The organism is Chitinophaga sp. LS1, from assembly GCF_034274695.1.
Classification (GTDB): domain Bacteria; phylum Bacteroidota; class Bacteroidia; order Chitinophagales; family Chitinophagaceae; genus Chitinophaga.
Genome location: NZ_CP128362.1, coordinates 7,033,224 through 7,051,408 on the forward strand (window position 1 = coordinate 7,033,224; position 18,185 = coordinate 7,051,408).

16 protein-coding genes are annotated in these 18,185 nt (G+C 44.3%); 12 read left to right on the top strand and 4 right to left on the bottom strand.

The genetic code is table 11. The features are described 5' to 3' along the window. Positions 1 to 6 precede the first annotated feature (6 nt). The 11 genes from poxB (at position 7) to QQL36_RS28815 (ending at position 13,202) form a co-directional block, all read left to right on the top strand. Positions 7 to 1,731, top strand: a complete 1,725-nt coding sequence (gene poxB, locus QQL36_RS28765) for a ubiquinone-dependent pyruvate dehydrogenase (protein WP_321567633.1) — start codon at positions 7 to 9, stop codon at positions 1,729 to 1,731. A 226-nt stretch (positions 1,732 to 1,957) separates the two neighbouring features. Further along, positions 1,958 to 3,232: a hypothetical protein gene (locus QQL36_RS28770; protein WP_083724008.1), complete on the top strand. Its 1,275-nt coding sequence runs from the start codon at positions 1,958 to 1,960 to the stop codon at positions 3,230 to 3,232. Positions 3,233 to 3,265: 33 nt separating this feature from the next. Continuing rightward, positions 3,266 to 4,555, top strand: a complete 1,290-nt coding sequence (gene urtA, locus QQL36_RS28775; RefSeq protein WP_083724010.1) for an urea ABC transporter substrate-binding protein — start codon at positions 3,266 to 3,268, stop codon at positions 4,553 to 4,555. A 25-nt stretch (positions 4,556 to 4,580) separates the two neighbouring features. Next, the gene (gene urtB / locus QQL36_RS28780; protein WP_220388777.1) at positions 4,581 to 6,197 is read left to right on the top strand and encodes an urea ABC transporter permease subunit UrtB; all 1,617 of its coding nucleotides are present in this window, start codon (positions 4,581 to 4,583) and stop codon (positions 6,195 to 6,197) included. A 26-nt stretch (positions 6,198 to 6,223) separates the two neighbouring features. Further along, on the top strand, positions 6,224 to 7,261 hold the full coding sequence (gene urtC, locus QQL36_RS28785) for an urea ABC transporter permease subunit UrtC (RefSeq protein WP_321567634.1): 1,038 nt from the start codon (positions 6,224 to 6,226) through the stop codon (positions 7,259 to 7,261). Next, complete coding sequence (gene urtD / locus QQL36_RS28790; protein ID WP_321567635.1) at positions 7,252 to 8,007, top strand: urea ABC transporter ATP-binding protein UrtD; 756 nt, start codon at positions 7,252 to 7,254, stop codon at positions 8,005 to 8,007. The genes urtC and urtD overlap by 10 nt, the downstream gene beginning before the upstream one ends. Continuing rightward, a complete protein-coding gene (urtE, locus tag QQL36_RS28795; protein WP_083724016.1) occupies positions 8,004 to 8,711 on the top strand; it encodes an urea ABC transporter ATP-binding subunit UrtE in 708 nt (235 codons plus the stop codon). Before urtD ends, urtE begins: the two co-directional genes overlap by 4 nt. Positions 8,712 to 8,757: 46 nt before the next feature. Then, positions 8,758 to 10,539, top strand: coding sequence for an ATP-binding protein (locus QQL36_RS28800; RefSeq protein ID WP_321567636.1), 1,782 nt, complete (start codon positions 8,758 to 8,760; stop codon positions 10,537 to 10,539). Positions 10,540 to 10,597: 58 nt separating this feature from the next. Beyond that, positions 10,598 to 11,263, top strand: a complete 666-nt coding sequence (locus tag QQL36_RS28805) for a response regulator transcription factor (RefSeq protein ID WP_083724020.1) — start codon at positions 10,598 to 10,600, stop codon at positions 11,261 to 11,263. Positions 11,264 to 11,992: 729 nt separating this feature from the next. Next, positions 11,993 to 12,913 (top strand): J domain-containing protein, encoded by a 921-nt coding sequence (locus QQL36_RS28810; protein ID WP_321567637.1) that lies wholly within the window; start codon positions 11,993 to 11,995, stop codon positions 12,911 to 12,913. Between the two features lie 4 nt (positions 12,914 to 12,917). Further along, the gene (locus tag QQL36_RS28815) at positions 12,918 to 13,202 is read left to right on the top strand and encodes a chaperone modulator CbpM (protein ID WP_072362329.1); all 285 of its coding nucleotides are present in this window, start codon (positions 12,918 to 12,920) and stop codon (positions 13,200 to 13,202) included. A 109-nt stretch (positions 13,203 to 13,311) separates the two neighbouring features. On the opposite strand, the gene QQL36_RS28820 is transcribed toward QQL36_RS28815, so the two are convergent. Beyond that, the gene (locus tag QQL36_RS28820) at positions 13,312 to 14,040 is read right to left on the bottom strand and encodes a hypothetical protein (protein WP_321567638.1); all 729 of its coding nucleotides are present in this window, start codon (positions 14,038 to 14,040) and stop codon (positions 13,312 to 13,314) included. Positions 14,041 to 14,326: 286 nt separating this feature from the next. Then, positions 14,327 to 16,201 carry a M1 family metallopeptidase gene (locus tag QQL36_RS28825; protein ID WP_321567639.1) on the bottom strand — a complete coding sequence of 625 codons (1,875 nt, stop codon included), beginning with the start codon at positions 16,199 to 16,201 and terminating at the stop codon, positions 14,327 to 14,329. A gap of 157 nt (positions 16,202 to 16,358) precedes the next feature. Between QQL36_RS28825 and QQL36_RS28830 the strand changes: the two genes are divergently transcribed. Beyond that, complete coding sequence (locus QQL36_RS28830) at positions 16,359 to 17,141, top strand: transposase (protein WP_255373922.1); 783 nt, start codon at positions 16,359 to 16,361, stop codon at positions 17,139 to 17,141. Between the two features lie 91 nt (positions 17,142 to 17,232). Here QQL36_RS28830 and trxA read toward each other — a convergent pair whose 3' ends face one another. Both trxA and QQL36_RS28840 read right to left on the bottom strand, forming a co-directional pair. After that, on the bottom strand, positions 17,233 to 17,529 hold the full coding sequence (gene trxA / locus QQL36_RS28835) for a thioredoxin (RefSeq protein WP_083730543.1): 297 nt from the start codon (positions 17,527 to 17,529) through the stop codon (positions 17,233 to 17,235). Between the two features lie 93 nt (positions 17,530 to 17,622). Then, positions 17,623 to 18,138: a 2'-5' RNA ligase family protein gene (locus QQL36_RS28840; RefSeq protein ID WP_321567640.1), complete on the bottom strand. Its 516-nt coding sequence runs from the start codon at positions 18,136 to 18,138 to the stop codon at positions 17,623 to 17,625. Positions 18,139 to 18,185 lie beyond the last annotated feature (47 nt).

The following is an 18,185-nucleotide window of genomic DNA, read 5'->3' on the forward strand; positions in this document are numbered from 1 at the left end:
AAGTACATGGCAAAGACAATAGCAGCCCAACTCGTTGCACAGCTTGCAAAGGCCGGTGTAAAGCGTGTACATGGCGTAGTAGGCGATAGTCTGAACGGCTTCGTCGATGAAATCAGGAAACAGGGAAATATAGAATGGATCCATTACCGACACGAAGAAGCAGCAGCATTTGCGGCAGGTGCCGAAGCACAATTGACGGGTACCCTCGCCGTTTGTGCGGGAAGTTGTGGCCCCGGCAATCTGCACCTCATCAATGGGTTGTACGATTGTCATAGAAGCATGGCCCCGGTGTTGGCCATCGCCGCACATATTCCAAGCATGGAAATAGGTACAGGGTACTTTCAGGAAACCCACCCCGAACTGCTGTTCAAAGAATGTAGCCACTACTGCGAAACGATTTCTTCTGCCCGGCAAATGCCAAGGGTATTGCAGATCGCGATGCAAAATGCCGTTGGCCAACGAGGCGTGGCTGTCATTACAATCTCAGGTGATGTAGCGCTGGAAGAAATAGAAGACGATTCCCTGGAACACACGCTCATGCAACGTTTACCGGCTGTCCGCCCTCATGACGCAGACCTGGATCTGCTGGCAGGCATGATCAATACTGCGAAGAAAATTACCTTATTATGTGGAAGCGGTTGCGCAGGTGCCCATGATGAACTGATCAACTTTGGAGCGAAGACCTTATCGCCCATGGTACATGCACTTAGGGGTAAAGAACACGTGGCCTACGATAACCCCTATGATGTAGGTATGACCGGGTTGATTGGATTTGCCTCCGGCTATCATGCCATGGAAGATAGCGACCTTTTATTATTACTGGGTACTGACTTCCCCTATACCAACTGGTACCCTACAAAATCTAAAATAGTACAGATAGACCTGCGTCCTGAAAGATTGGGCCGGCGTTGTAAACTGGACCTTGGCCTCGTTGGCACAATAAAAGAAACCCTCGCCGCCCTGCTGCCACTGATTGAGCAAAAAGATGACCGCAGCCACCTGGAACAATCTCTCAATAATTATATAAATAGTAAAAAGGAGTTGTCGGCACATGCCAGCAGTACCAATACCCCCATTCATCCGGAATACCTGACCACGGTACTGAGTGCCGCAGCAGATCCGGATGCCATTTTTACATGTGATGTAGGGGAACCTACCGTGTGGGCAGCGAGATATGTTGATATGACAAAGGATCGCAGACTCATTGGCTCTTTTAATCATGGGTCTATGGCGAGTGCGATGCCACAGGCAATTGGTGCCCAATTAGAATACCCCGGCAGACAAGTCATCTCTATGTCCGGCGATGGAGGATTTGCGATGCTCATGGGCGATATCCTCACCATTCTTCAATATAACCTGCCTGTGAAGATTGTTATCTATAATAATAGCTCACTGGGATTTGTAGCCATGGAAATGAAAGTGGCAGGCATGCCCCCATACGCCACCGACCTGAAGAACCCCAACTTTGCAAAAATGGCTGCTGCCATTGGCATGAAAGGGATCAGGGTCGAAGATCCTGCAGCACTACCGGGAGCTATTGACGAGGCCCTTATGCATGATGGCCCCGTGCTGGTGGATGTGGTCGTTAATTCTTCCGCACTGGTCATGCCACCGAAGATAGATGTAAAGCAGGCGAAAGGGTTCGGCATCTATATGATGAAACAGGTTTGGAACGGAAAAGGAGGTGAAGTCTGGGATACATTGAAAACAAACTTCTTACAAAAAGAATAACAAACATCATATAAAAGGATAAAGAGGCGACTACTTAAGTAGTCACCTCTTTACATTAAAATAAATTATATACAACATATCAATCAGCATTATACCCATTTTTAAAGCCTAAAACCTCAAAAAACTTGCATAAACCAAACTAAATATTAATTTTATACTTAAGTACTACCGAAAATTAAACCAAACACCTACTTAAGTGCAATATTAATTTTATAAAAATGTGTTTATGAAATTCTTCCCTACCACTTTGCTAATTATCTTCATTGTATGTGCTCATGTTGCCCGAGCGGAAGAAAACCCACCCAGGAAGAAGAGGAAGAGTCAGCTGCTAAAGGAACTACCTGCATCTATTAACAAGGACACAGCTAACGAAGTAACCGGCAGTGAAACTGCCCCTTTCAAGCCCAGTATCCAGGTGGGCGCCATTGTGCACATGTTCGCCGGCGCAGAGCAGGATGGATTTGGTAGCCCAACCGCCGATCCGGCTGCCAAAGACTGGAGCAAAAGCTTCACCCTGTACCGCGCCCGTGTACTCGTAGGCGGACAACTCTCTAAAAAAGGGAGCTTTTTTATGGAAACAGACCTGCCATCAGCCATTGGGGTACAGCTGACGACCGGCAACAAAAATGTAAAAGTATCCCCTATCCTGCTGGATTGCCAGTATGAGTACGATTTCTCAAATGCCTTTCAGCTGGTGGCTGGTATGCAACTGGTCTCCAACAACAGGAATGGTTTACAGGGCGCTGCCGGTTTGATGGCGAACGATTTCACCTTCTTCCAGTACCCTTACAACCTCTTTGCCACCAGTCCACTGAGCGGGAACTTTGGCCGTGACCTTGGTGTCAATGCCCGCGGATTCCTCGCTAAAGACAAACTGGAATACCGCCTTGGGGTATTCACAGGCAGGAATACAGATGGCAAAGCTCCTTTGCGTACAGTTGGCAGAGTAGCTTATAGTTTTCTGGAACCGGACAAGGATTATTATTATGCCGGCACAAAATTAGGCAACGGCAAAACATTTACCTGGGGTGCGGGGTTTGATGCACAAGGATCTTATTACAACCTAAGCACCGATGTATTTGTAGACAAACCATTGGGACAGGCAGGCTCCCTGACACTCAATGCCGCTTTTCAATACATGACAGGAGGTACGGACACGATTTCGAAATATTCATTTGCCAGAATGATTCCGAGACAAACCGTACAATTTCTCGAATTAGGGTATTATTTTAAGGAGCCGAAACTACAACCATGGGTGAGATTTGAAAATCAACACATCATTTCTCAGCAAGTGCAAACAAGCGGCGCCACAACGTATGATTTCGACCAAACTAATTCTAGCTATGTTTTAGGCGGAGGACTCAATTACTTCTATAATGGTACGGGCACCAACCTACGTTTATCGTATACCACCCGCTCCTACAATGTATTGGAATCCACCGGCTATGCTAATAAGACATTCGGACAGGTATGGCTGCAGGTGCAGTTCTTTATATTCTGATCCACTTTATTTACCCTACATGTAATTACACATATGAAAACAACGCGCTTCTTATTCTTTTGTTTCTTATTGGCCGCATTTGCTTCCTGTCATAACAATGCGACCAAAACCAGTGAAAATACAAGTGACAATGGTGAGACGGTGAAGATCGGGGTATTGCATTCGCTGAGTGGCACCATGGCTATTTCTGAGGTATCGCTGCGCGATGCCGTGCAGATGGCAGTGGACGAGATCAATGCTACTGGTGGTGTGCTGGGTAAAAAGATCGAACCAGTGATCGTAGATCCGGCTTCTGACTGGGACCTCTTTGCTGAAAAAGCAAAGGAACTATTGATCGATAAAAAAGTATCTGCGGTGTTTGGTTGCTGGACCTCTGTGTCCCGTAAATCAGTACTACCGGTGTTTGAAGAAAATAATGGATTGCTTTTTTACCCTGTGCAGTATGAGGGAGAAGAGTGTTCTAATAATGTGATCTATACCGGAGCTACGCCCAATCAGCAATTGATCCCTGCGGCAGAATACCTGATGAGTGAGAAAGGTGGCGGATATAAGAAATTTTATCTCTTAGGAACAGACTATGTATTTCCCCGTACGGCCAATAAAATTCTGAAAGCTTATTTGTTGTCTAAAGGCGTACCTAAAGAAAATATCATTGAAGAATACACTCCCTTCCATCACCAGGATTATCAGACCATCGTATCTAAGATCAAACGCTTTGCGGCAGATGGAAAGGCCTGTGTGTTGTCTACAATCAATGGCGATAGCAACGTGCCTTTTTATAAGGAGTTTGCCAATCAGGGATTGTCTTCAGCCACTTGCCCGATAATGGCATTTTCTGTAGCGGAAGATGAACTACGTTCCATGGATACTGAGTTCTTAGTAGGTCATCTGGCAGCGTGGAATTACTTCCAGTCAAACGATTCACCTGAGAATAAAAAATTCGTAGACGCATTCAAAGCTTTTTGTGAGAAAAAAGGCCTGCCTGGCGGAAATAAAAGAGTAACTGATGATCCTATTTGCTGGGCGTATACTGGTGTGTATCTGTGGGCAAGAGCGGCAGAGAAAGCAGGATCTTTTGATGTCAGTAAAGTAAGAGCTGCCTTGTCAGGATTGGAGTTTGATTCTCCTGATGGAAAAGTAAAAATGGATGCAGGCAATCACCATCTGGCAAAGCCGGTTATGATTGGAGAGATCAAACCGGATGGACAGTTCGATATTATTTCAAAGACGGACAATCTGGTAAGCCCGCAACCATGGTCGCCCTTGACATCTCCTGATAAAGATTGTGACTGGGTGAACCATAAGGGAACTTATACCAAATAGTAGATCGTATTTAACAACCGGAATCATGAAAAAATTGCTCATAGCAGCCCTTGTGTTTTGGACGCAGTGGGCGATGGCTGCTACCGATAGCACGACCATATTCGTATCACAAATATTACACGATACACAAAAGACCTACGCAATCAATCAGATTATTGCCAGGCAGGATCCGGCAACGTTTCCCCTGCTGAGTGCGATTAACAATAAAAAATTGTATCTATTAAATAATCAGGCCGTAACCACCGGAGAAAAAACGGCGTCTGCGACCTACGAAATATATTCTTTATATCCGAAAAACGAATTGTTGGTCAACACGAATGGTCAACCGCTTCACACCTCCATTGATGCGTTAACGGTAGTAGAGATCAACCGCTCTGACAGGCTGTTGCTCAACGGTATACTACCCATGCTGGAAATTTTCAACCCTGAGCCTGCGAAAAGAATGCTCGCATATGGCCAGCTGAAAGACAGTCATGCCCCCAACCGTTTAGATTTGTTACGGATGGCACTTGCACGGGAAAGCAATAAAGATGCCTTACGCGCAGGTAAAGACATCCTGTACTACCTTGAATTGAATACGACTGCTGATGCCAGTATTGCCAAATTATACATTGACAGTCTGGCAGAAAACTGGGGCGATAATGCCCCGGTTTTCCTTTCCGAATATGCAAAAACCAACAAACCACAGGCTGCTTATGCTGCTAAAAAAGCAGTAGAATTGGAACGCAGGTATGACTACCTGCAAAAAGTACAAAACCTCTTTAGTGGATTAAGTTTGGGAAGTATCCTGATCCTTATCGCCCTTGGCTTATCGATTGTCTATGGCCTTGCCGGCATTATCAATATGGCCCATGGAGAGTTCCTCATGATTGGCGCCTATACCACTTATTGTATTCAAACATTATTTACAGACGTACTGAAGGTACCTTACACTGACCTGCTCTTTATCATTTCCCTCCCCCTGTCTTTCCTGGTAGCAGGTCTTTTGGGGCTTTTACTGGAAAGACTGGTGGTGAGGCATCTCTACGCACGGCCCCTGGAAAGTCTCCTGGCTACATGGGGCGTGAGTTTGATTTTAATTCAAACAGCAAGATCCCTGTTTGGTGATTTGACAGCAGTGAAAACACCTGCTTTTTTATCAGGAGGATTGGCCGTATCACCTCATCTTGTATTACCATATAACCGCATTTTCATTATCGGTTTGACTACTCTGATCGTGGCGCTCACTTATTTTATGCTATACAAAACCAGGCTGGGACTACAGATCAGAGCGGTGACACAAAACAGGGGTATGAGTGCATGCCTTGGTATTGATACAAAAAGAGTAGCCGCACTGACCTTCTTCTTTGGCTCAGGACTAGCCGGTATAGCCGGTTGTGCGATGACGTTGATTGGAAATGTAGTACCTGATATGGGGCAAACGTATATCGTAGATTCATTCCTCGTGGTAGTGACGGGTGGTGTTGGCAAAATTGTAGGAACGATTGTGTCAGGGTTAGGAATTGGATTCTTTACGAAAATATTAGAAGCCTTTTTCCAGGCAGTGTATGGAAAGGTATGCATCCTCTTGTTCATCATGTTGTTTATGCAGTACAAACCGAAAGGCCTGTTTCCTTATAAAGGGAGATTGGCAGAGGATTGAAATGGCTTTATCAGAAGAATAATTTTATGGAAAAGAAAATTTATTACCTGCTCTTCATCGCTATCTTCGCCCTGCTTTTGCCGGCAGGACACCTGATGGGACTGGTTTCTATCAATACAATATCATTGTGGGGCCGGTATTTTTGTTTTGCCATTGCAGCATTGGGCATTGACCTGATCTGGGGCTATACCGGTATTCTATCTATGTGTCAGGCATTGTTTTTTTGTTTAGGTAGTTATGGCATTGCGATGCATATGCTATTGAAAACTGCCGGTGCTTCTCTACCAGAATTTATGGTATGGAACAAGGTAGAATCACTTCCTTTCTTTTGGGTACCGTTTCAGTCTTTGGGACTGACATTGATCTTATGTCTGATCATCCCCTCTCTCTTTGCTTTCATCACAGGGTATGTATTGTTCCGTAGCAGGATCAAAGGCGTATACATGGCCATCATTACACAGGCATTGGCATTGGCTATGTGGTTGTTATTCCTGCGCAATGAAACAGGTTTGGGAGGTACGAATGGATTGACTGATTTCAGAACTTTGATAGGATTACCGCTATCCAGCCCTTATGTAAAACTGGGATTATACTTAATATCCTTACTGCTATTATGCGTCGCCTATTTTGCCTGTAATAAAATGACCCAATCCAAATTCGGGAAGGTATTACAAGCTATCCGCGACAGTGAATCCAGGGTAAGTTTTACAGCATACAAAGTCATGGATTATAAACTGGCGGTCTTCGTCATCGCTGCACTGCTGGCGGCTGTGGGTGGTATGCTCTATGCCCCTCAAACGGGTATTATCACCCCCGGTCGCATGGATGTAAAAGCATCTGTAGAGATGGTAATGTGGGTAGCCCTCGGTGGCCGTGGCAAACTGAAAGGCGCTATAGCCGGTGCTTTACTTGTAAATTTCCTGTATAGCATCTGTACCAGTTTATTCCCCGATTCATGGTTATATATACTGGGCTTCCTGTTTGTGATCACGGTATTATTCTTTGACAAAGGCTTTGTAGGATTGATCGATACCCTGACTAAAAGAAAAGAACCATGCTATTAAGTGTAAATAACCTGGCAGTATCCTTTGGTGGTGTGCATGCTTTATCACTCAGCCAGTTTAGTCTGCGGGACAAAGAATTACGTGTGATCATCGGCCCTAACGGCGCTGGCAAAAGTACCTTTCTGGATATTCTTTGTGGCAGAACAAAACCAGATACAGGCGAAGTTTTGTTCAATCACAAACCCATTGCAGGCATGACAGAAGTAAGCATCGCCAGACTGGGCATAGGCCGTAAATTCCAGCAGCCATCAGTATTTCCGGGACTCACGGTTTACGACAATTTATTGCTGGCGGCAAAAATGAAGAAGGATATTCTTTCTTCTTTGTTTTTCAGACCATCACAGCTCTTGAAAGCACGCATTCATGAAGTAGCAGAAAAGATCGGGCTTACAAAAGTACTTTCTTCCATCGCCGGCGCATTGTCTCACGGACAAAAGCAATGGCTGGAAATCGGTATCGTGGTCCTGCAGGATCCAAAGTTATTACTGATTGACGAACCTGCTGCAGGCATGAGTGATGAAGAAACTTACAAAACAGGCGAACTACTACTCGAGCTCTCTAACAATCACGGCATCATCGTGATAGAACATGATATGAAATTCGTTCAACAGATTGCCCGGGAAAGGGTAACAGTATTGGAAAGAGGGAAGTTGCTGGTAGAAGGGAGTTTTAACGACATCAGAAATGATCAGCGTGTAATAGACTGCTACCTGGGGCGTAACAATACTCAACTTGAAAATCTATGAGTCAGATCTTACAGGTACAAAGCGTAGTGGCCGCTTATGGCCAGAGTACCATCTTGTGGGGTACCAGTCTGGATGTAAAGGCTGGTGCGGTAACGACGGTAATGGGCAGAAATGGCGTGGGTAAAACCACTCTCTTAAAAACAATTATGGGTGTGATCACTGCCCGTGAAGGTCGCATTATCTTTAAAGACAGGGACCTTACTCCCCTCGGACCTGCCGGCAAAGCCAAAGCAGGGATCGCCTACGTACCACAAGGAAGGGAAATCATCCCAAAACTCACCGTATACGAAAATCTTTTACTAGGTCTTGAAGCAGCCCCCGATCGAAAAGCAGGTATCCAGGAGGAAGAAATTTACCACCTCTTCCCTATCCTGAAAGATTTCAGGAAGAGAGCTGGCGGGAACCTAAGTGGAGGGCAACAGCAACAGCTGGCCATTGCCAGGGCACTGGTAAGCCGGCCTTCCCTCCTGCTGCTGGATGAACCGACTGAGGGCATACAACCCAGTATAGCACAGGAAATCGGGCATATTCTGCAACGACTGGTACAGGAAAAAGGGATCTCCGTACTATTGGTGGAGCAGAAGATTGACTTCGCCAGACAGGTGAGCGACTATTATTATTTTATGGACAGAGGCAAAATGATAAATCATGGCAGTGCGGAGGAAATGGACTTTGCTTCACTGGAAAGGCATATCGCGGTATAATAAAAGTCTACCAGGCAGGACAGAATTTTGCTATCTTCATAGCTATATGCATCGTATCTCAGAAGACCGCCGGGTATTTAAATTTTTCACTGCTATGTATGCGGTAGCGCTCACTACGCTGGCCGTGCTCTCCATCGTGAGCCAGATCGGAATTCAGCAGGCATTGAGCCACCAGATGCACGATTCACACGTGATCAACTTTGCCGCACGACTACGTACCTACAGTCAGACGCTGAGCAAACTGGCACTCCTGATCGAATCAGGGCAGGATATTGAAACGAACCGCAAGGAGTTTACCAATACCCTCATGCAATGGCAGAAGTCGCACGAAGGGCTGCAAAGTGGCAGTAATTTCCTGAATTTGCCTGCTAATGACCAGGATGAGCTGAAACAGATGTTCGACATCATCCGGACGCCGCACCAGGAGATCTGGAAGGCGGCTTCAGCAATGAGCTTGATATTGAGCAGCGATAAACCTGTGGATACGGCGGTGATCCATCCTTATGTGCAGACTATTCTGGCATATGAAAAGTCCTATTTACTGGGGATGGAGCTGATTGTATTTGACTATGACCGGTTTTCGAAAGAGCGGGTACGGAAGTTAAAACAGGTGGAATTCCTGATGCTGACATTGGTATTGTGCACACTACTGATAGAGGCGGCGGTGATCTTTTACCCGCTATCCATGCGGATCCGGAAAGTGATTAAGGGGTTGATCGCATCCGAAGAAACTTCCAAACAACTTGCGGATCAGCTACAGGAGGCCAATAAGCTGATGGAGCAATCCCATAATGAGTTGCGGGAAGTGACGTATGCATTGGACAGGGCGACCTATCTTGTAAAAACAGACCATGAAGGGCATATTATTTATGCCAATGATAAATACTGCCATGTAACACGATATAGTATGTCGGAGTTGCGTGGCAAACCGCTTTTTCACCATTACTTCGATCACCTGAATGACCCCGCCCGCAAGATGGAAGTATGGCAGGGAGAGATCTTTGACCATGCCGCTGATGGTACGGGATTCTGGCTGGATGTAACGATGATACCAGTCTTTGACAACACAGGCAGATTATATCAGTATATGGTAATTTGCAGTGACATTACCAAACGTAAAAATACAGAGCGGGAAATCCACCAGCTGACAGAAGAGAAACTACGCAGGCATGATATGGAGCAAAAGATCCGTAGTTATGCCATGATCAGCGGACAGGAGAAAGAACGGAAACGGGTAGCGGCAGAGATCCATGATGGGATTGGTCAGATGCTGACCAGTCTGCGCATGAAGATGGAACAGGTGGAAGATAAACTGCCAGCACCCAATGCGGAGATCACCAAAGTGAATGGGTTGCTGTTTAGTATTATTACGGAGACAAAAAGGATCTGTTCTGACCTCCTGCCTAGTGTGCTGGAGGACTTCGGACTACGTGCAGCGATAGAAGAACTGATAAAAACCTGTAGAGAAACGGCACGCAATGTGGTGTTTAGTCTGGAAGAATGTAACCTGTCACAACCTTTGCCAAGAGAAGTGGAGATTGGCGTATATCGCATCTTGCAGGAGGCGCTGAACAATGCGATAAAACATGCGCATGCTACGCAGGTGGATGTGCATATAGACAGGGAAGAGAATTTCCTGAACCTGATGATCCATGATGATGGAAAAGGGTTTTATTATGACAGTCAGCATTTCTTTTCGAGAGAGCAGGTGAAGAAAATAAATGGGTTGCGGAATATGAAGGAGCGGGCAGAGTTGCTGGGAGGGTCCCTTAGCATCCAATCACAACCCGGAAAAGGCACAAATATACAGCTGGAAATCTCATTTTAAGGTTGAAGAACTTTTCGCCTGAGCGCGATTAAACAATTAGAAATCTCATTTTACACCCATGGATAAAATCTCGGTATTTTTAGTAGACGATCATGAAATCTTCAGGAATGGCTTGAAACAATTGATAAACAGTGAGCCGGATATGGAGGTATCAGGAGAAGCCAGTACTGGCGAAGATGCTTTGCATGCACTAAGCAGTACACAACCTGATGTCGTGATTATGGATATCCGTATGCCGGGTATCAATGGTCTGGAAACGAGTACGGCATTGTTGAAGGCGAGTCCGCGCACGCATATCCTGTTCTTTAGTTTATTTGATGAACCGGATTATGTAGCGGCGGCGCTGGAGATGGGGGCGAGTGGGTATATTTTGAAAGATACGAGCAATAAGATCTTTTTGAATGCGATCCGGACGATACATAATGGGAAGTACTATTTTATTGGAGAGGTAAGTGATGTATTGGTCAAGAAATACCAGGCGGCGAGGCTGAGTGCAGCACAACCCGGGCCGCAGGCAGCGGATATATCATTGTCCAGAAGGGAGGAGCAGATCATCAGAATGGTGAATAATGGGCTGAACAATAAAGATATAGCAGAGAGCCTGGGATTGAGTATTAGAACGATAGAGGCGCATAGAATGAATATACTGAGGAAGTTTCAGGTGAATAGTATAGAGGAGGTGATTGAGTATTGCAGAAATGCGAATTTGTTGAAGGAGGAGTAGGTGTCTGGTTCACGGACCTTATAGTCTTATAGGTTTATGACCTTATAACCTCATGACCTTGCGGCCTTTTGATCTTATAACCTTATTGCCTTTTAATCTTATAGCTACAAGATCTTATAGCCTTTTCCCCTGCATTTATTTGACCTTTTTTCTGAAAATGGTTTTCATCCCACGTTGGTGAATTCCCCCTTTCATGAATGTTTTTCCTGAAAATGGTTTTCATCCCCCGTTGATGAATTCCCCCTTTCATGAATGTTTTTCCTGAAAATGGTTTTCATCCCCCGTTGATGAATTCCCCCTTTCATGAATGTTTTTCCTGAAAATGGTTTTCATCCCCCGTTGATGAATTCCCCTTTTTCATGAATATTTTATTTTCTTTTATTAAAACTGGTAGAGAATTCAGTTTTGCATCCTGCAATATTGAATTCTCTACCGGTTTTGAGCTTTTTAGGATAGTTAGGATCAATTTGTACAATTTTTTCCGTGTTTTGTGCATTGTCCCCCTTGCCTATCCTTCCTATTTTTGTGTTACTAAATTGATCATCATCATATTAAAAATAAACAGTTACAAAACAGTGTAACAGTTGTAGGTTTAAGAAATGGCCGGAATACTCATATTCCGGCTTTTGTCATTTGGTCAGGTTTTTATAGCGAACCGGACTTTCCGTCACCTGCATCCATTCCGGACTGACTTTTGTTATAACTATCACAAGAGAACAAATATTACATATGGCTTTTATAGATTATTATAAAGTACTGGGACTGGCAAAGACAGCTTCAGCAGATGATATCAAGAAAGCGTACCGTAAGCTGGCGAGGAAGCTACACCCCGACATGAATCCGAATGACAAGGATGCGAACCTGAAATTTCAACAGCTCAACGAAGCGAACGAGGTGTTAAGCGACCCTGAAAAGCGTAAGAAATACGACGAGTACGGCGAAAACTGGCGTCATGCGGAGCAGTTTGAACATGCGAAGCAGCAACAACAGCAACAGGGCTACACCTATGGTGGTCAAACGGGTTTTGAAGGCTTTGGCGGAAATTTCTCAGAAGAGCATTTCTCAGATTTCTTTGAATCACTTTTTGGTCGCGGTGGCGGCGCAGGTGCTGGTGGTCGTACACGTAGTAAATATCGTGGACAGGATTACCAGGCTGAGTTACATCTTGGTTTAAGGGAAGCAGCGACTACGCATCAGCACACCCTGAAAGTAAATGACCAGAACGTGCGCATTACTATTCCTGCGGGTATAGCGAATGGCCAGGTCATCAAACTGAAAGGACATGGTGCACCGGGTGGTAATGGTGGTCCCGCCGGGGATCTTTATATCACCTTTATAGTGGAGGATGATGAAAACTTTAAACGCTCGGGTGATGACCTGTATGCTACAGTAGATGTAGATCTTTATACAGCATTGCTGGGTGGTGATATCACATTTGATACCTTGAATGGAAAAGTAAAACTGAAGGTAAAACCTGAAACGCAGAGTGGCACGAAGGTGAGACTGAAAGGTAAAGGGTTCCCTATTTACAAGAAGGACGGGGAATCTGGTGATCTTATCATCACGTACAATGTGAAATTACCTACTGGACTGAGTGAGAAAGAGAAAGAACTGATCCGTGAGTTGGCTAATATTTCATCCAAAAACTAGTATCATGATTTCCATTACGCATTATTGCACGATTCATAATATCGATACATCTTTTATACATGCATTAGCAGATGAGGGATTAATTGTACTCACCATTGCAACTGACGGACCTTTTATAGAAGAAGAGCAGTTGCCTGATCTGGAAAGTTATACACGCTGGCATTATGAGATGGGCGTGAATACGGAAGGAATTGATGTGATCAGGCATTTGTTGGGGAGAGTGCGTGACATGCAGCAGGAGATGCATAATCTCAGGATGCGGTTACGGTTGTATGAAGATGGGGATTGAAATAGAAAAAGCTACCGGGGTGCCCGGTAGCTTTTTCTATTTCAGTTATTTACCTTTTTTATAGTCACGCAGTCTTCCTTAGGCTCAAGCCAGTTTTACTGACGATACTTTACTTTTCCATTAGCCATGCTGTTTTCTTCGTACCCAACTCATAAGTAAGCACCCCATTTCTCATCCCCACATATACCTTACCCTGATATACCACCAATGACCGCGGAAACAAATACCCTTTCCAAAACCCTTTCTCTATCAACGAATGCGATACGCCATTCTTATCAATTGACAACAATGACTTTTCTGTAATGACAATAATATTGCCTGCTTCATCTAAGTCTGCCGCCAGTGGCATAGCAGAAAGCTTTTTAAACGGCTTTACTTTCCCTTTTGATATTTTCACAATACCATGTGTAGTGTCAGCAACAACGCCATAGGTGTGATTTTCCCCTTCCAGCAATTTAATAACCGGTAGTTCGGCTAATTTGTTTTTGCTTTTGCCATTCGGGGCAAACCAATACAGACTCCCTCCTCCTGCTGCCCTGTAAAAAGCCACCAAGTAGCCATCATCGGTTTTCAAAACAGAACGATTACCTGTCAGTTTACCTGAATCTTCTGGCGTAGGCGTGATTAAAAAAGGTAATAATTGATTAGCACCAATCAAATCTTTTGTGGCATACACCTCTCCGTATTTCATGTAAACGACATAGTCGACAGCACTCTTTTCATACTTTGACAAAGTAGTAGAGTCCTTCGGGATAGGTTGTGACTTCCAGTTTCGCAGGAGTAAACCTCCATCCTGAAAAGAAGCTACGCATAGGGATAGTAATAACAATAAACGCATGGTCGCAATTTTTTCCAATCATTGTAGGTCAGTAATGCATCCATATGGTTGCTACTGGCCAGGTTATCATCAATCATCAATCATCAATCAGCATTCAGCTGCAGGCATCATCACTTCTTCCATTCAATACCTGTCGGCCTCGCATCCATAACGATGTCCTGCCCATTCTATATTCAATCAGCATTCAGCCGCAGGCATCATTACTTCTTCCATTCATTATTCGCCGGCGTCGCATCCATAAAGATGTCCTGCCCGTGCTATAATCAGCATTCAGCCGCAGGCATCATTACTTCTTCCATTCATTATCCGCCGGCGTCGCATCCATAAAGATCCCGCCATCCAACTTAACCCCAATCACCTTTTTAGCTATCGGCACACTAAGCAGCAGCTCCTTCTCCCCACTCGCCCACACGGCAGGAGTTTTATGTACAATCTCAATCCCTCCGTCCTCAAAAGTCAGCACAATATCAAAAGGAATGGCAAAACCACCCACATTATTGATCCCCAAATTTACTTTATTTCCCTGTTGATCGAAACGAGACAATTTCAGGTCAATATAGTTATTGGAAAAGAACCAGTTATTAAAAAACCAATTCAGATTCTGCCCGCTACCTGCATTGATAGCATTGAAATAATCCCATGGAATAGGGTGCTTTCCATTCCAATTATTCATGTAAGTATGCAACGCCTTTTTGAAGCGCTCATCGCCCAGCAGATCTTTCAAAGCGAGGTAAGACAAAGATGCCTTGCCATATGAATTATTGCCATAACCATGACCACTTACCTGGTGAGACTGCGTAATAATCGGCTGATCTTCCTCAGAAGAAGGATCCCCAATATACCCTCTCACCCGAAAGTTCTTATAAAAATGATCCGCTTTCTCCTTCCCTCTTTCGGCAATCGCAATCAGGTATTCAAAAGTGGTCGCCCACCCCTCATCCATATAGGCATAACGGCTTTCGTTGATCCCCATATAAAAAGGGAAGTAGGTATGAGCAATCTCATGATCCTGCACCAATTGGCCAAATTCAAGATCATCTCCTGTAGTTTCATCATTCACCATCATTGGATATTCCATATCTGCATAGCCCTGAAACGCCGTCATAGTAGGAAAAGGATATGCTACCCCTGGCCACTGGGTAGAAAAATAATTCAGTGCATAATGAGAGAACTCCACAGAGTGGTGGAAGTCAGCCGCGTTGTCGCTAAACGCAGCCTGTACACTGGTTCTGCGTTTGGTAGCGCTGTCTACAACCACACTGGCAGCATCCCATACGTAATGGTTACTGAGTCCAATCGTGGCGTCAGCAATATTTTTGGAAGTAAAGATCCATGTATTCCATTTATTCTGACGGGTCACCTCGTGGCCCTCCATATCTGCTTTTGTGGCAATATGGATCACATTGTCAGAAGTATAACTGCTTTTTAATTTCTTAGCAAAAGCGGGTTGCAGCACTTCATCCGCGTTCTGCAAAGTGCCGGTACCCCATACTACATAGTTGGCAGGCACCTTTACGGCTACTTTATAGTCGTTGAAGTCGCTATAGAATTCCACCCTATCCATATGTTCGATCCTGTCCCAGCCATTGTAATCATCATAAACAGACACACGGGGATAGAAGTAAGCGAGGAAGAAGGTAGTGCTGTCAATACTACCTTCGCGGCCACTTTGTACAGACATATCGTAGTGCCAGCTGATGTGCAGTTGCATGCTGTCTTTCGCCTTCAGCGGTTGAGGCAGATCCACATCTGCAACAGTACCTACGTTGTTGTCAAAATCAACGTGCGTACCATTGATGGTGAGTGTATCAATAAAGACGCCATCTGTCAGGAAGTCTTTGCTCACGTAACCGGAGCGGGGCGCCTGATTCTTGTGAATATTACAGATCAGTCTGATCACGATCTTACTGAGCGTATCAGGACTATTGTTGATATAACGGATGGATTCAGTGCCGTAAATGGTACGGGAAGGAGGATTAGCAGTGACCTGGATATCGTATCTGCCGGTGTTTTGCCAGTACTTAGCGCCTGGCTTGCCGTTCATGTCCCTGGTTTGATTAGTGTAGGCCTTTTTGATATTGCGGGGCTGGTAGAGGTCCTGCCCATGAGCGATGGTAACTATACCCAGTAAAGCTACCAGGCTGCTAAAAGATTTGATCATGTGTGAGCTGCTTTCAATATTTTCAATAAAAATATATAGAAGTTGTTTACACTTTTTGAAGGATAAAAAGGAAGTCCCAGGAATTAAGGATTTTTGTTTTGGCAAATAAAAACGAATAATTCTGGGACTCATAGACGAAGATAAGGTACGAGATTGGATTTTACCACATTTAAGCAAAGGCAAAAGAGGCTTTAAGGCCAGGATAGATTTAGTAAAAGTGGTTCTGTTGATTTTAAAGCGAATGAAAACAGGCTGCCAGTGGCGAGAGTTGTGTATTTGCGAATATTTTGATAAAGGGGCGACCTCGTGGCAAAATATTCACAGGTATTTTTTAAAATGGAGTAAAGACGGTTCATTCAAGAGGGCTTGGATCAATCTTTTATCTTGTAATAAGAAACTGCTGGATCTGTCAAGCGCTCAGTTAGATGGTAGCCATACACCTGTCAAACGTGGTGGCCAGGCGGTAGGTTATCAAGGCAGAAAAGCTTCAAAAACCAGTAATAGTTTGTTCTTATGTGACAACAGAGGTCAGATGCTGACGGTATCAACGGCGCAAAGTGGAGAGCATAATGACTTATACGATATAGTGAAGCTGTTTAAAGAAATGATCGGGGTTCTGGAACAATCCGATATCAATTGCAATGGAATATTTGTAAATGCCGATCCTGGATTTGACAGCGAAGATTTAAAACAAGTATGCATTGACTACGAGATTGAATTAAATGTAAAACCCAACTTGCGAAATCAAAAGAAGCAAAGTGATGAATACCGATATTTTGATGATCAACTTTACAAAAGACGAACAAAAATTGAACATGCCAATGCCTGGATGGATGCTTTTAAAGCATTGCTTGTCAGATATGAAAAACTTGTTGAAACATGGATGGCATTGCAATGGCTGGCTCTTATAACCCTTTTTTGTAGAAAATTAAAAGTATAAACAACTTCATATAATTTTCAGGCCACGACCAAATATTCCAGCAGCGGTAGGCTTATTATTTTATCACTTCACCCAGTGGCTGGCGATTAACTTAGGCGTTTTGTTTGATGATCTGTTCGATATTATGACCGGGAACTACGCCGGACTGACGCCAGAGTACTTTCCCATTTTTGAAAAGGATGAGTGTAGGTACACCTTGTATTTGGTAGGCAGCGGCTGCCTGCGGGTTTTTATCTACGTCTACTTTGATAATGCTGGCGGACTCGCCCACTTTTTTCTTCACGTCTTCCAGAATGGGGGCCATGGTTTTACAAGGTCCGCACCAGGTAGCGAAGAAGTCTACCAATACCGGTTTATCGCTGTTGATCATTTCTGAAAAGGTTGCCATGGTAGTAGTTTTTAAAGTAGATAATGCAACAATTATTCCAGTGGGGAGGAGTGGTGTCAGAGTGGCAGGATGGGATAAAGTTTTAGGGGGATATTACAATAGGAACGGGTATTTATCCAACAACTTCCACGGCCCTTTCAGATACTTCCACGTACTGAAGCCCGTAGCCTCTATTTTAAACGGCGTAAACCCTTCATTCAATTCCTGGTGTAACTGCTGTGCTTTAAAAGTCGTCACCTTATTCTGAACCGTAATATGCGCCCTTAACCCCTGCTGATCCTGCTTAATCAACCACGGTGCAAAAGCCACCTGCATCTCTTCATGTAATTTTTTCAACTCATCTGCTACTAATGTATAGGCGACACAGGTACCCATCAAATGTACCTTATCTACTTCCAAAGTAATAGCTTTTCTATCTGCAAATTTCGTGAGTATACCCGGAATACTCCCCTCATTAGCAGGTAACTTATGAAACAAAGTTATATGTGCATCCAGGTAATTGGCATGCGCGGGAAAATGCTTTTTCCTCAGTGCATCAAAAAACGCCTGATCGCCAGGAGCCATATCCAGTGTAATAATCAGAGTGCCCGTTTGTAAAATTTGTCCCATGTAAGGCAACAAAAATACGTAAATTAGAAAACGATATAATTCCCACG